The sequence below is a fragment of the Bacillus pumilus genome (assembly GCF_009937765.1).
Lineage (GTDB): Bacteria > Bacillota > Bacilli > Bacillales > Bacillaceae > Bacillus > Bacillus pumilus_O.
Genome location: NZ_CP047089.1, coordinates 1,245,312 through 1,259,276 on the forward strand (window position 1 = coordinate 1,245,312; position 13,965 = coordinate 1,259,276).

Annotated in this window: 12 protein-coding genes; 10 read left to right on the plus strand and 2 right to left on the minus strand. The window is 41.7% G+C overall.

The window, feature by feature from the left end; all coding sequences use genetic code 11:
* The first annotated feature begins 100 nt into the window (after window positions 1-100).
* The 4 genes from GPS65_RS05990 to GPS65_RS06005 all read left to right on the plus strand — a co-directional run bounded on the left by GPS65_RS05990 (window position 101) and on the right by GPS65_RS06005 (window position 5,128).
* Window positions 101-970: an SDR family oxidoreductase gene (locus GPS65_RS05990; protein WP_012008952.1), complete on the plus strand. Its 870-nt coding sequence runs from the start codon at window positions 101-103 to the stop codon at window positions 968-970.
* 288 nt (window positions 971-1,258) lie between these two features.
* The gene (locus tag GPS65_RS05995) at window positions 1,259-1,681 is read left to right on the plus strand and encodes a pyridoxamine 5'-phosphate oxidase family protein (protein WP_012008953.1); all 423 of its coding nucleotides are present in this window, start codon (window positions 1,259-1,261) and stop codon (window positions 1,679-1,681) included.
* Between the two features lie 399 nt (window positions 1,682-2,080).
* Window positions 2,081-2,347: a hypothetical protein gene (locus tag GPS65_RS06000; RefSeq protein WP_041815177.1), complete on the plus strand. Its 267-nt coding sequence runs from the start codon at window positions 2,081-2,083 to the stop codon at window positions 2,345-2,347.
* 528 nt (window positions 2,348-2,875) lie between these two features.
* A complete protein-coding gene (locus tag GPS65_RS06005; RefSeq protein WP_238389139.1) occupies window positions 2,876-5,128 on the plus strand; it encodes a hypothetical protein in 2,253 nt (750 codons plus the stop codon).
* Window positions 5,129-5,304: 176 nt separating this feature from the next.
* Here the strand turns inward: GPS65_RS06005 and GPS65_RS06010 are convergent, their stop codons facing one another.
* The gene (locus GPS65_RS06010) at window positions 5,305-5,601 is read right to left on the minus strand and encodes a DUF3817 domain-containing protein (RefSeq protein WP_008347156.1); all 297 of its coding nucleotides are present in this window, start codon (window positions 5,599-5,601) and stop codon (window positions 5,305-5,307) included.
* Window positions 5,602-5,737: 136 nt separating this feature from the next.
* Window positions 5,738-6,412, minus strand: coding sequence for a GntR family transcriptional regulator (locus GPS65_RS06015; RefSeq protein ID WP_012008957.1), 675 nt, complete (start codon window positions 6,410-6,412; stop codon window positions 5,738-5,740).
* Between the two features lie 118 nt (window positions 6,413-6,530).
* On the opposite strand from GPS65_RS06015, the gene GPS65_RS06020 reads away from it, so the two are divergent.
* The 6 genes from GPS65_RS06020 (at window position 6,531) to GPS65_RS06045 (ending at window position 13,959) form a co-directional block, all read left to right on the plus strand.
* Window positions 6,531-6,731 carry an EamA family transporter gene (locus GPS65_RS06020; protein ID WP_238389140.1) on the plus strand — a complete coding sequence of 67 codons (201 nt, stop codon included), beginning with the start codon at window positions 6,531-6,533 and terminating at the stop codon, window positions 6,729-6,731.
* 96 nt (window positions 6,732-6,827) lie between these two features.
* On the plus strand, window positions 6,828-7,883 hold the full coding sequence (locus GPS65_RS06025) for a tartrate dehydrogenase (protein ID WP_144473611.1): 1,056 nt from the start codon (window positions 6,828-6,830) through the stop codon (window positions 7,881-7,883).
* Between the two features lie 72 nt (window positions 7,884-7,955).
* Window positions 7,956-10,142 carry a DNA topoisomerase III gene (locus GPS65_RS06030; RefSeq protein WP_012008960.1) on the plus strand — a complete coding sequence of 729 codons (2,187 nt, stop codon included), beginning with the start codon at window positions 7,956-7,958 and terminating at the stop codon, window positions 10,140-10,142.
* Between the two features lie 197 nt (window positions 10,143-10,339).
* Window positions 10,340-11,422, plus strand: coding sequence for a glycosyl hydrolase family 8 (locus GPS65_RS06035; RefSeq protein ID WP_012008961.1), 1,083 nt, complete (start codon window positions 10,340-10,342; stop codon window positions 11,420-11,422).
* The gene (locus tag GPS65_RS06040; protein ID WP_012008962.1) at window positions 11,403-12,254 is read left to right on the plus strand and encodes a GGDEF domain-containing protein; all 852 of its coding nucleotides are present in this window, start codon (window positions 11,403-11,405) and stop codon (window positions 12,252-12,254) included. Before GPS65_RS06035 ends, GPS65_RS06040 begins: the two co-directional genes overlap by 20 nt.
* The gene (locus tag GPS65_RS06045; protein ID WP_012008963.1) at window positions 12,244-13,959 is read left to right on the plus strand and encodes a DUF2334 domain-containing protein; all 1,716 of its coding nucleotides are present in this window, start codon (window positions 12,244-12,246) and stop codon (window positions 13,957-13,959) included. The genes GPS65_RS06040 and GPS65_RS06045 overlap by 11 nt, the downstream gene beginning before the upstream one ends.
* Window positions 13,960-13,965 lie beyond the last annotated feature (6 nt).

Sequence of the window (13,965 nt, forward strand, 5' to 3'; positions counted from 1 at the left end):
GCCAATTTTCAAAACGCATCTGTGCCACATAATGATGTTTGAGTGAAAAAATGAGGTGGTAATGAAAGGATACATCAACAAATCAAGGAGGAGCTTACTCATGGATTTACGTGAATATTTAACAAATGGCATTCCGCGCCAAACACAGGATCAGCAGCCAGGCAGTGAAAGGGAAATGAATCCTGCGCCGATCTTTGAAGACGAATCCTATCAAGGGTCTGGCAAGCTTAAAGGGAAAGTTGCATTGATTACAGGCGGAGATAGTGGAATTGGACGTGCTGTATCTGTTGCCTATGCAAAAGAAGGGGCACATGTCGCCATCGTGTACTTAAATGAACATAATGATGCAAAGGATACACAAAAGCGCGTAGAACAGGAAGGCGTCAAATGTTTAACGATTGCAGGAGATGTCGGTGACGAAGCCTTTTGCGAGAAAGCGGTAGAAAAAACAGTTGAAGCCTTTGGGCAATTAGATATCTTAGTGAATAATGCGGCTGAACAGCACCCGAAAGAACGGATTCAGGATATTTCTAGTGAACAGCTTCACCAAACGTTTAGAACCAACTTCTATTCCTATTTTTATTTTACGAAGAAAGCACTGGATTACTTAAAACCGGGAAGTTCAATTATTAATACAACATCCATTAACCCATATCGAGGCAACAAAGTGCTGATTGATTATACGGCGACAAAAGGGGCCATCAACGGCTTTACGCGTTCTATGGCACAATCGCTTGTGAAAGATGGAATTCGGGTGAACGGAGTAGCGCCGGGCCCGATTTGGACGCCGCTCATTCCATCTACATTTGATGAGGATAGTGTGGAAAGCTTCGGGGCAGAAACACCGATGGGAAGACCAGGACAGCCTGTAGAGCATGTTGGTTGCTATGTGCTGCTTGCTTCTGACGAATCGTCTTATATGACAGGACAAACACTTCACGTCAACGGCGGTTCCTTTATGAATACATGATCAAAAGCGCACCGCCCACTTGATTGGGCGGTGTTTAGTATTTCTTGCGATTCTTCTGCACAGATGAGACAGACCATACGATAATGCCCACAACAACTGCCGCAATGACAAGTGAACTTAAATGGAACATTGTTTCATGATGCATGTTCAACTTCTCCCTTCATTGAGCCTGTTTTCTATAGCATCAGCTAGAAGATCTCTTTTTATGAAAAACACATTTCTTTGTTTAATGAATGGCTTGTCGTGGAAACCTAAGAGTACGGATGAAATTTGAAGGAGTGAAACGATATGTCACAAGAAGAATTAAAACAAAAGGTATTAAGCCTATTAGATGAACAAAAGGTCGGAACACTCGCGACCGTTGAACAGGATAAGCCGCATACCCGCTACATGACTTTTTTCCATGAGGGACTGACATTATATACACCAACAAGTAAAGAAACACATAAAGCAGACGAAATTGAAAAAAACCCGAATGTGCATATTCTCATTGGGTATTCAGGTGAAGGATTCGGTGACACATATGCAGAAATCGCAGGTACCGCTACATTAACCGACGATCCAGAACTGATCGACCGCCTTTGGTCTGAGGAAATGGAGAAATGGTTTAAAGGAAAAGATGATCCGAACCTAGTGATTCTGAAGATTGATCCGACCTCCATTCGTTACATGAATGAAGGAAGCCGTACGCCAGCAGAATTATCACTTTAACACTTGCGAAAAATGGGGGAACGTGTTATAGTTTGATATTAAGTGTTGAAATAAGCAAATAAATAAAGAAAGTAAACTTTCTTTTTTCTATGACATAATGAGAAGCAATAGAGCTTCTACTAGATAAGAACGAGACGCTGTCAAAGCGAACAAACTTATTCTTTTCCTTCTGCACCCGCCCCCTATAAAAGCGGAAGAGTGGAAAAAAGACGTTTTGATTTACAATTCACACTGGCACGGCTTCGGAGCCGTAAGGACGAATGAGAGGTAGGGCTTTCGTTGTCTTGTTATCCAGAACTTCCATGGCGTTTACTTTCAAACGTAGGTTCATTCGGAACACATATGACACACTGATATGATCGAATCTTAATTCATACACTCCGTAACGGAGATCACACATTGATTATTTATTTGCATGATAAAAGCAAGGAAGAGGCTGCCATCTATTTGGCAGCCTTTTTCATTGGGTTAAACAATAAAACCCCGAAACCAACAAGCCCGAGAAAAGGGAAAATGAAGCTAGAAACCAAACGCATAGCGTCCGCTTCAAAAGGCTTCGACATCAAAAATAGGCCAATGATCGCACAGGTGATCACAGTGAACAAGGCGAGTTTCATGATCAATCACTTCGGCCTTTCTTCTGATACTGCCAAATCCTCCGAATAAAGAAGAACATCACCGCAAACAAAATAGAAAAGATGAACATATCTAGGAGTGTCACACCTTTATTTGGGTGCACGATGCCAAACCAAACCCATTGCAGAACAAAAGAGATAGCAAAATAACTGATGGATTCTTTCATAATTTTCCCCGTTTCACTTATTTTTTTGACCTTTTTGCCACAACAGCCAAATGAAGAAGGAACCGATGACACATGATAGTAAAGTGACAGGCGGCAAGGTATGCCAGCTAGTCAGCGCCTTTACAAAACACATATAAAAAAAGAAAATGGAAATGGATACAAGCACCCATTGCTTGAACCAACGAGGAACACGCAGCCAAGCCGCTAGAATGATCGATGATAGCTTATCTATTGAGATAACATCCTTTTTTCGAATCTGATTGGATTTTATCGCAAATAACCAAGTTTGTAAAATATGGATTTGGAAAGTTAGAATGGTATTCTTCTAGCATGAAACATTCTCGCTGCACTAACGTATAAGGTAAAGGAACCTCATGAAAGGAAGCGATCAAGTGAAAAGAATACCAGTGATTTTCCTCAGGTATATTGTCTTCTTTATTCCAGCAATCATTCTTAGTTTCTTGGTGTGGAACCATTACCAAGATGATTTGTCAGCAGGGAAAGCGACGCAATATGACATCAGACGAATATTTACATTTGATGAAGGGAAACGAGTGGTGAGTGCTGTATCAAAAGACCAGCAACTCCGTTTTGTAATGTATGATCCTCAATCAGGAAAAATAATCAGTGAATGGACCACGGAAAGCGATACGTTTAATGAAATGCTGCCATCCATTCAAGGTAACAATCTCTTACTTGCTTTAAAAAATAAAGAGGGGCAGCTTTTGATCGAGAAACTAACGCCTAGCGGAGAAAAGAAAGAGCTCATTAAACAAAACTTGCAGATACCCTCGTTTTTAAAAACGAATACATATCAATGGAATGGACGGCTTGTGTTTACAGGAGAAATGGAAGGTGCCGCTATCGTCCTAGGTGAGCTAAAGAATGGTCAGTTTTTTCATGTGCACAATCTCAACAAACTGAACCTGCCAGCAAGACCCGTTTCCATCGATGCCGTCATGAACTCCTTTAGAGGCCAGACGCCTATACCTATATTTGAATTGACTTTAAAAAATGACCAGAAAGCATATGTCAGCGGAGTCTCAAACGATAAGCATCAGCTTGGGGTCTATGTCTCCAAAAACGCTGAACCGTTTAGCCTCATTCAAGATAAAGTGGAGAAGCAGCTAGCAAAAACAATCGGAACATCCCAAAACTTTGCCGTCGCTGTCGAATCTAACTATCCAAAAAGACCAAGGAAAGTGAATGCAGAGGGAGGGCTTGGTGAAGTCGTCCCAACACCAAAACCGATTTATCAAACCTTTATCTACCAGCTTAATGAAGAAGAAGTTCTTCTTGTAGGCTCTACAGCAAAGGACGAAGCAAAAGGCAAGCTGACAGGTTATATTTATAACCACCGCACGAATAAGACAACATCTGTCAGCAAGCTTTTTCAGTCGTTTTCATATGAAAATTTAAACAGAGAAGGACTATTTTTCCATAAAAATGTGAAAAGTGATTGGATCTATTATTCATTCGAAAATCAATTAACGGGTGCATTTGAGACGAAAAGCAAACAGCTAAAGGAATTTCCTTTGCAAAAAGTCATCTCAATCGAAAACGCAAGCCCTGCTCACCAAACATCATTTGACACCTTTATGCAATATGTCATGAAAGGCGGACCGCTCATTCTTAACTGGGCACTATGGCTGTTTATTCCATTGCTGTTATTTGTACTAGCCATCTTCCTGCCGCCGATTTTGAGATTGGTGAGAAACAACAAAATCAAAGACAGTGTCACATTAGAAGCCAATATTGTATCTGTCAAAGAAACAGGCACCTACCTCAACGAACAGCCAATTATCAAAATGCAGCTGCAATTTCAATATGATGGGCAAAATATCGAGAAGACGGTTAAAACGGTTGTATCCTATACCCAGATACCACAGGCGGGTCAGCGTATCGCCATTCTCTATAATCCGCAGAAGAAAAAGGCGATGCTCTTAAAAGAGGGGGACTTCTCCCAGACAAGTGAGCCAAAGTTCATCAAAGGCGCTGTTTTAAGAAACATAGAATCATATGGAACCGTAGGACGAGGCACGGTCTTATCGCTTACATTTGAAGCAGATCAGAAAAAATATACTATTCCGATGATTCAAGCCGATGGTTTTGAATATAGAACAGGAGAAAAAGCCGATCTCGTCGACATCAGCGGTCAGTTGAAAATGGCAGCCTATGGCCATGAAGTGCGGAATCGATCGGGGAAAGACGTAACATTAACAGGAACCATCCAGCGGGTGAAGCAATATCCAGTCACGATTCATAATCAGAAACCTATTATGCTGGATGTGATGGTTTCTAGCGGAGATCAGTCCATTACAAAAACGGTCAGTCAATTCATCCCTGACCATATGGAGGTTGCGCCAGGAACTCAAATCACGATGCAGACAAAACAAGAGGAGCTGGATAAAGAAATCAGTCTTATGCAAGAGAAACAAGGAAGTGCAAAAGTGACCCATGTCGCATTTTCTGGTGTCATCGGCAATCAGCCGTTAGCGACCATTCAGATTGAGAGAGATGGCGTGATGTATGAAGTGAAACAGCCAATCGATCCAATCACTAGCGTACTGCCAGGTGATGAATTATGGGTGGCATATCACGAAATGACACGTCAAGCAGCCATTGTGAAATATGCATCAATTTAAAAAATACTTTAGCGTGTAGATAAACCCTCGCATTCGGTTTCAGTCCTGCGTGCTGTTCTTGCGAATGTCAAATTCGCTCCGCTTCAGTACTCGTCCTTTCTAGGGCTGCAAAGGTTTTCTATCACGCTGAAAAGGAGAAAAAGGGCTAAAACGAAATTCGTTTTAGCCCTTTTTGATTAAGCTTTTGTATCATACTGGCGGAGCACCTTATCGTAGGCGAAGTTGCCGAAAGGAATGAAAGCCGCAAAAAAACCAGCGATCGACCATTTCAAATGCCAGCGAACTTTAAAGGTCACATATGCCAAAATAAGCATATAGATGACAAACAATGCGCCATGAAGAGAGCCTACAATGGTGACTGCCATCGGAATATCCGCAAAATATTTCAGAGGCATGGCAATTAAAAGAAGGGTTAAAAGAGACATACCCTCAATAAAACCCGCCTGTCGAAGACGGCTAATACTTGTATGCATATACAAATCCTCCTGTATAAAAGCTAGTTTCTCATCTTCTAATATAAACGAAAGAACGTCTGGACATGCTGAAATCTACGAAAAATTCAAAATATGTTCATGTAATGCTTAAAAAATGGGAAAAAGGAAAAATCACTTAATCCTTGTTTGTTTCAGAGAGTACTTGCTTTAAGTGCATCACATCATGTAACAAATGATTCGTCATCGCTTGAACGGCTTCTGTGGAGCGGCGCTCTTTCATTTCAGAATAAATGGCAGCATGCTCAGTTTGAATCGTCTCAGCACGCGCCCCGCCGCTAAAATGAAAGATACGGCAAAAATGAATCAGTGCGTTCACATGATTCAATTGTTTATATAAGCGGTGATTGTGGCTCGCTAAAATGATTTTTTGATGAAAGGCTTCATGTAACTGGACGATGTCTTTAGATGGTAGTTGCTGTTTGATTGCTTCGTCTGCCTGCGTGAGGACCTGCTCAATTTCATCGAGCTCTTTTTGCGCGGCTTCTTTGCATGCAAGCTCAACAGCAAGCGTTTCTAAGGCAATTCGAATTTGATAAAGCTCCTCGACATCTTCTTCCGATAACGTATAAATAGAGTAGCCTGACCGATGATCAGCGATCAAGAGCTCATCTTTTTCTAAAAGCCTCATCGCCTCTCTCACCGGTGATCGGCTTACACCAAATTGTTTGGCAAGCTGTGTCTCATTGATGCGTTCCCCTGGCTGAAACTGTCCATCAAAAATCATCTGCTTTAACTGTTCATAAAATTGCATATGGTATGGTGCTGGTCTTTCCATCTCGAATGAATTCATTCTGTCATTCCCTCATTTACACATCATCTTTTGTCTCATGTTATCCAAGTTTTTCCCTCTAGGCAAGCCTGTCTTGGAAAAGTCAATATCGTACAATTCAAGAGAAAAAGGGTGTTCAGTGAAAACGAGTGTATATATTTATGGCGTTCCTATTATTACGATGGTCATTTCAATGATCGTTCTTCATGAAAGATTGACCCTCATGTCAGCACTCGGTACGGTACTGACCTTAGGCGGGCTAGTGCTTTCGGATAAAAAAAGTGCGAGGAGGAAGAAGGAGAAACCCTCGATGCCTTTCCAGAATAAACAGGCGCTTTGATCAAAAAAGTGCCTTTATCCATTGAAAGAACATGCACTCTCTAGTAAACTCAAATAAACGGTCGACCGTCGACCGATAATAAAGGGGGAGAAATGAATGAAGCATGTTTCAATTGCGGCGATACCAGGTGACGGGGTTGGAAAGGAAGTTGTACCTGAAGCGATACGAGTTTTGGAAGCGGTGTCAGAAGTGCATGGCGGTCTGTCATTTACTTTTCAGGATTTTCCTTGGAGCTGTGAATATTATTTAGAGCATGGCGAGATGATGCCAAAGGATGGATTGGATCAATTGAAAGCCTTTGACAGCATTTTCTTAGGGGCTGTCGGAGATGCCAATTTAGTGCCAGATCACGTATCGCTTTGGGGATTGCTTATTAAAATTAGGCGTGAATTTGAACAGGTGATTAACGTCAGACCTGCAAAACAGCTGAACGGAATACGCTCACCGCTTTCGCAGCCAAAGGATTTCGACCTTCTAGTTGTCAGAGAAAACGGTGAAGGTGAATATAGTGAAATTGGGGGACGTATTTATCAAGGAGAAGATCAGCTTGCTGTTCAAAATGCGGTGTTCTCAAGAAAAGGGACAGAGCGTGCCATGCGTTTTGCCTTTCAATTAGCAGAAAAAAGACGAAAGCATGTGACGAGTGCAACCAAATCGAATGGGATCGTTCATACCATGCCTTTTTGGGATGAAGTGTTTCAAGACGTAGCAAAGGATTATCCAGAAGTGACCGCAGATTCACAGCACATTGATGCACTCTCAGCCTTCTTTGTCACGAGACCTGAGAAATTTGATGTCATTGTGGCCAGTAATTTGTTTGGTGATATTTTGACGGATCTTGGGGCAGCCATTATGGGGAGTATTGGTGTAGCGCCTGCCGCCAACATCAATGTGAATGGCAAATACCCATCCATGTTTGAGCCTGTACACGGATCAGCTCCAGACATTGCGGGAAAAGGAATTGCTAACCCGATCGGCCAAATCTGGACGGCTAAACTCATGCTGGATCATTTCGGAGAGGAAGAACTGGGCACTCATCTGCTCGAAACCATCGAATCAGTTACAGCAGACGGCTTTTTAACAGCAGACATCGGCGGCGCCTATCAAACGCAAGAAGTCACAAACGAAATCATCAAACGATTGAAGAAATAATCCGTCATTAGAACCGCATCTCCACGTCTGCTATAATAAAAGGATGGATAGAAGAAAGAGATGTGAAATCTAGTGTCAAAAACAGTTGTATTAGCAGAGAAACCTTCGGTCGGACGTGATCTTGCACGTGTGCTGAAGTGTCATAAAAAAGGAAATGGCTTTTTAGAAGGAGATCAATACATTGTGACATGGGCGCTTGGCCATTTGGTCACACTGGCTGATCCAGAAGGCTACGGAAAAGAATTTCAATCCTGGCGTTTAGAGGATTTACCAATCATTCCTGAACCGCTGAAACTTGTGGTGATGAAGAAGACAGGGAAACAATTTCAAGCAGTGAAAGCACAGCTTGCGAGAAAAGATGTCAAAGACATTGTCATCGCAACAGATGCTGGACGTGAAGGAGAGCTTGTCGCACGATGGATTCTTGAAAAAGCCCATGTGAAAAAGCCTTTAAAACGACTATGGATTTCATCTGTCACGGACAAAGCCATTCAAGAAGGCTTCAAACGTTTAAAAGACGGCAAAGAATATGATAACTTGTATCGCTCAGCCGTTGCGCGCGCAGAGGCAGACTGGATTGTCGGCATCAACGCAACAAGAGCGCTGACAACCAAATTCAATGCACAGCTTTCCTGTGGACGGGTGCAAACACCAACGATCGCCATGATATTCAAACGAGAAGAAGACATTCAGCAATTTCAGCCGAAGCCGTTCTATGGATTGACTGCACAAGTAGATGGACTAACGTTGACCTGGCAGGATGCCAAAACAAAGCAAAACCGGACATTCCAAGAGAATGTGATCAAAGAGCGTTTGGCAGCCTGCAAAGGCAAACCAGCAGTGGTTGATGCGTTGAAAAAAACAGCGAAAAAAGCGTTCGCGCCGGGACTGTACGATCTGACTGAATTGCAGCGTGATGCACATAAACGCTATGGCTTCTCAGCCAAAGAAACATTATCTACGCTTCAGCGATTGTATGAGCAGCATAAGCTCGTCACATATCCGCGTACAGATTCACGATTTATTTCAGCGGATATCGTTCCTACATTAAAAGATCGTTTAAAAGGAATGAACGTCAGACCGTATGCGCAGCATGTGAACCGGATTTTACAGTCAGGTGTAAAAGCGCACAAAGGCTTCGTCAATGATGCCAAAGTGTCAGATCACCATGCGATCATTCCAACCGAGGAAGAGCTATATCCAGGAGTACTAAGCGATAAAGAGCGTAAATTATATGACCTCATTGCCAAACGATTCCTTGCTGTACTCATGAATCCTTTCGAGTATGAAGAAACAACGGTCATCACCAAAATAGGCAGTGAAACATTCACAGCAAAAGGGAAAACTGTGCAAGCAGCTGGCTGGAAAGCCGTGTACGATGACTCGTATGAAGAAGAGGAATCAGCCGAGGCAGATCAACATTTGCCGCTGCTTTCAGAAGGACAGTCACTAGACGTACGACAGCTGAAAGAAACAAGAGGAGAAACGAAACCTCCTGCACGTTTTAATGAAGCGACCTTATTATCTGCTATGGAAAACCCAGCGGCATTTATGCAGAACGAGGAAAAGGACTTAGTGAAAACCCTTGGTGAAACAGGTGGTCTAGGAACAGTAGCAACAAGAGCGGATATTATTGAAAAGCTGTTCAATAGCTTCTTAATCGAGAAAAAGGGCAAAGACATTTTCATCACCTCGAAAGGAAAGCAGTTGCTCTCGTTAGTGCCTGAGGACTTAAAGTCTCCTGCTTTAACAGCAGAATGGGAGCAAAAGCTTTCTAAAATCGCCAAAGGACAATTGAAGGCTTCTCAATTCATGAGTGAAATGAAATCGTATGCCAAACAAGCCGTATCTGAAATCAAACAGACGAACCAGACCTTTAAGCATGATAATGTCACTGGTACCCATTGTCCAGACTGCGGTAAACTCATGCTGAAAGTGAATGGAAAACATGGCACAATGCTTGTCTGTCAGGACAGGGAATGCGGCCATCGTAAAAATGTGGCAAAGAAAACAAACGCACGCTGCCCAAACTGTCATAAAAAGCTCGAGCTGCGCGGAGAAGGCGATGGCAAAATCTTTGCTTGTGTATGCGGCCATAGAGAAAAGCTGTCTGTCTTCGAAAAACGCAAATCTCAATCCAATCAAAAGAAAGCCAGTAAGCACGATGTGTCTAAATATATGAAGAAACAAAAGAAAGTGGAAGAACCCATTAATAACGCACTTGCTGAACAATTAAAGAAATTAAAATTAGATCAATAGTTCTATATAAACCCATGCGGAAACGCATGGGTTTTTCAATGTTATCAAGCATATTGACATGTTGTTTTTCTGAAAATGGGAATAAATATGCGAAAAGACTCGTAATTTGGTATAAAATATTTATTTAAATTTAAACAAAAACGCTCTATAATAAATCGTTAGATGTTTAGAGAACGGGGAGTTGAAAGGGGACACGAATGCATACACGCATATATCGTACAGCAATTTTTTTACTCATTGTTATTTTACTAGGCGGATGTACCTGGAGGCAGCAGAAAGAATCAGCTGATCCAGTATCACCTCAGCCCGTTTTACCTGGAGAATATTTCATCACTCACCACTTAATGACAGATCAAGGTTTGATTCGTACCTCCTTTGCAGAGGAGCATATTTACTTATCTGAATCACTTGGGCTTTGGATGGATTATCTTGTTCGAAAAAAAGACCAAAATTTATTTGATCAACAGTTAGGTGTTTTGCAAGATCAATTTTTATTAGATCATCATCTTCTCAGCTGGCAAATTGAATCTGAACAAAAAAGTAAAGCCAATGCTTTAGTTGATGATTTACGTGTAGTGTCGGCACTTCAAAAGGCAAATCGTTTGTGGAAGAAGCCAGCGTATCAATCGACAGCAAAAGAAATCGCTCAAGCGTTAAAAGAAAAAAACATGTACAAAGGCATATTGTCCGATTATTATGATGCATCAACAAATCGTACTTCACATACAATCACACTCTCTTATATAGACCCAAAAGCAATCAAAGAATTGGAATCCCTCCACATATTCACGAAACAAATGACCAGCAACCAATTAGCCATTCTAAAACAAGCACCGAGAAAAAAAGGATTTTTTCCTAAGTCCTATGACATAAAGAAAAAAACCTATTCATTCGATCAAGAAATCAATATGATCGATCAACTTTATACAGCTCAACATGCACATCATGCAAAGGTGAATACGTCTGAAATCATGAAATGGCTGAAAACGTCGTTTAAACAAGACGGAAAACTGTACGGGAGATATAAACTGAGCACTTTGCAACCCTCTGTCACATATGAATCGCCTTCGGTATATGCGCTCGTTATTTTGTATGCCCTTAAACAAAACGAACAGAAATTCGCAAAGACGGTCTATCACCGCATGAAAGAGTTACAAACCCAAGATCCTCTTAAGCCTTATTACGGAGGATACATGAACGAAAAAGAGACACACTCATTTGATAACTTATTGCCTCTAATTGCAGAAAGGGAGCTTTTAAATGAATCGGTTGTTCAGTAACACGTATCGCTTGTACTATTCTCTGCTCCTCACGTTTGCAGGCCTTATTTTGTTTATGGGCTACCTCAACGTACAAGATGCGGAGAGCTTTATGATCATCGCACTGACATTTGTCGTGTTAGGCTGCGGTATTTTATTTGGTATCCTACCAGCATTAATTTTCACCTTGTTGATTTTGTTCTTTATAGGAAGCGCCATGTTCTTTACAGAGCTTGGTCATGTAAGTCCTCTTTTTTCAAATCAAACATTGCAAGATGTAGTGATTTGGGGCGTAGCACTTCTTTTCTTTGCGATTTCAGCAGGAAGCTTGCATGAACGGATCCATACGCTGCGTCACACCATTGAACAACAAAAGCAAGCCATCAAACAATTTGTAGCGATTGACTCGACAACGGGATTTGACAATGCTGAGCGGATGAAGCTCGAATTATCCGAGGAAATGAAACGGGCAGAACGGTACAAACAGCCATTTGTCTTTATCCTTCTTCATATGAATTACGCAGCGGAATTCAAATCGTTATATGGAGAAAAAGAAATGCAGCACCTATTCCAGCAATTAAGTCTCAAGATCCGCGAAAGCGTAAGAGAAACCGATAAGAAATTTCGGTTATCTGAAGAGCGAATGGGCTTGCTGCTAACCCATACACCAGAAGAAAATGTGTCAGTTGTCCTTGATAAGCTAAAGGATAAATTGCAGACGCATGTCTTATTAAACGGTCGTGAAGTGACCTTGACATTTCATGTCTGCCATTTAACAAGCAGCTCGGATTATCGTACGCCAGAGCAATTTTTAGAAGAACTAGAAAAAGAGATGATGATGAATGAACTGTAATTCTTTGATGAAATGTTGTTTGATGATCACGCTTTTTACGATTGTTTCGTTTAAACACATTGCTTCAGCGGATGCTCTTGTCACGCAGCCAAATACACTGATCGTTTATTCCACACCATCTGGTGAAGTGACTCCAGCCGTTCATATGCTGGATCTACTCGTCGGTCATTTTTCAAAACAGACGATGATTGTATCCGATGAACATTTGGCTGAAAAGAGAATCAATGAATTTCAGCAAGTCATTTATCTTGGTGAAATAAAGAGAACCTTGTCAAAACAAACCATTCGTGCGATGAACGAATCACAGCAATTCATCGCCATTGGCTACAATGCGGAACAGTTTCGCCCATTCTCCAAGCTTACTTTTCACAAACAAGATCATACCAGTCAAATAAAACATACACATGATCAAACATACCGTCAGTTAGAGAGAAGTATCAATGTGTTAACGGTTAGAGGGGCAGAGTTGAAAAATGAATTTCTAGTGAAGAAACGTCAATCTGATCTGCCATTTGTGATTCAAACAAAAGAAGGTGCGGCATATATCGGTATCTTAGATGTCATGCAGCACAACGAGCTTCTTGCAGAAGCGCTAGAAAAACATATGTCACCTTCTGTGCAAATGACGACAAAATACTTAATGCTCGGGAACATCAGTCCAGCAAGTGACGAGAAAAAGCTACTTGAACTTGGACAATACGTATCCGCACAGCATATTCCTTATCAGATTGCAGTGACCCCTGCTTGGATAGATCGAGCAACAGGTGATGAAGTCACACTAAGTGACCGCCCGAAACTTGTGAGTGTTTTAAAACAATTGCAAGGGAATGGAGCGAGTATCATTCTTCATGGCTTTAGCCGTACGTATCGAACGGAGGAATCTGGTCAGGGATTTGAGTTCTGGGATGCAAAATATGATCAGCCCATCTCGTCAAATGACCCAAAAAAAGCTGAGAAGAAACGAATGAAAAGTCAATTCCCAAATGAAAAAGACTTTCATACGTATACCAAATCGTATCAGGAGCAAGAAATCGCCTATACAGAAGAAAAACTGACAAAGGGCATTGAGCTTCTTACTAGTCAAGGCTTATATCCTCTTGGGTTCGAGGTGCCGCATGATGCGACATCACAACAAGGGTATGAAGTGATTTCAAAGCATGTGTCGAGTCTATTTGGACAGGTGCAGCTGTCAGACCGCACTTGGAAATCAGTCGGCGCATCGCCGCTTGTGACGTCTCCTGCCATGTTACACGGCATGACCTTATATCCTCAGCATCAAGTAGAGCAAGCCCCTGACCAAGAAGGTTCCAATGTTTTAACAGAACAGACGATTCAATCCGTTCAGCATCTGCAATCAGCCGCAATAGGGCTGTCCTATGACGTGGAGTTGGGGATAGCAGGGTTACAGGATTTAATCACACAGATGGAGGCAATCCCTTCTAGCGAATGGCTGGATATCAAGAAAACAAAACAGACGGTCCAAACTGCACATGTCAAAATCCAAACATTTGGGAATGGACATATTCAAGTAGAGGAATCCAACATCGCCGAAACAAAAACAGTCAAACGAAGTGGCATGGAAAATATGCTGAGAATTCTCACGGTCGTGGTCATGCTGTTTATTGCGGCATTTGCTTTATACACATTGTATTTAAGACTGACAATGAAAAAACGAATTTTTAAGGAGAGAAAATTAGGTGGCTGATGTTTT

Excerpts from the sequence above, each read along its gene's own strand:
- GPS65_RS05990 (WP_012008952.1), top strand. The coding sequence starts at position 101 with ATGGATTTACGTGAATATTTAACAAATGGCATTCCGCGCCAAACACAG.
- GPS65_RS05995 (WP_012008953.1), top strand. The coding sequence starts at position 1,259 with ATGTCACAAGAAGAATTAAAACAAAAGGTATTAAGCCTATTAGATGAA.
- GPS65_RS06010 (WP_008347156.1), bottom strand. The coding sequence starts at position 5,601 with ATGCATACAAGTATTAGCCGTCTTCGACAGGCGGGTTTTATTGAGGGT.
- GPS65_RS06015 (WP_012008957.1), bottom strand. The coding sequence starts at position 6,412 with ATGAATTCATTCGAGATGGAAAGACCAGCACCATACCATATGCAATTT.
- GPS65_RS06025 (WP_144473611.1), top strand. The coding sequence starts at position 6,828 with ATGAAGCATGTTTCAATTGCGGCGATACCAGGTGACGGGGTTGGAAAG.
- GPS65_RS06035 (WP_012008961.1), top strand. The coding sequence starts at position 10,340 with ATGCATACACGCATATATCGTACAGCAATTTTTTTACTCATTGTTATT.
- GPS65_RS06040 (WP_012008962.1), top strand. The coding sequence starts at position 11,403 with ATGAATCGGTTGTTCAGTAACACGTATCGCTTGTACTATTCTCTGCTC.
- GPS65_RS06045 (WP_012008963.1), top strand. The coding sequence starts at position 12,244 with ATGAACTGTAATTCTTTGATGAAATGTTGTTTGATGATCACGCTTTTT.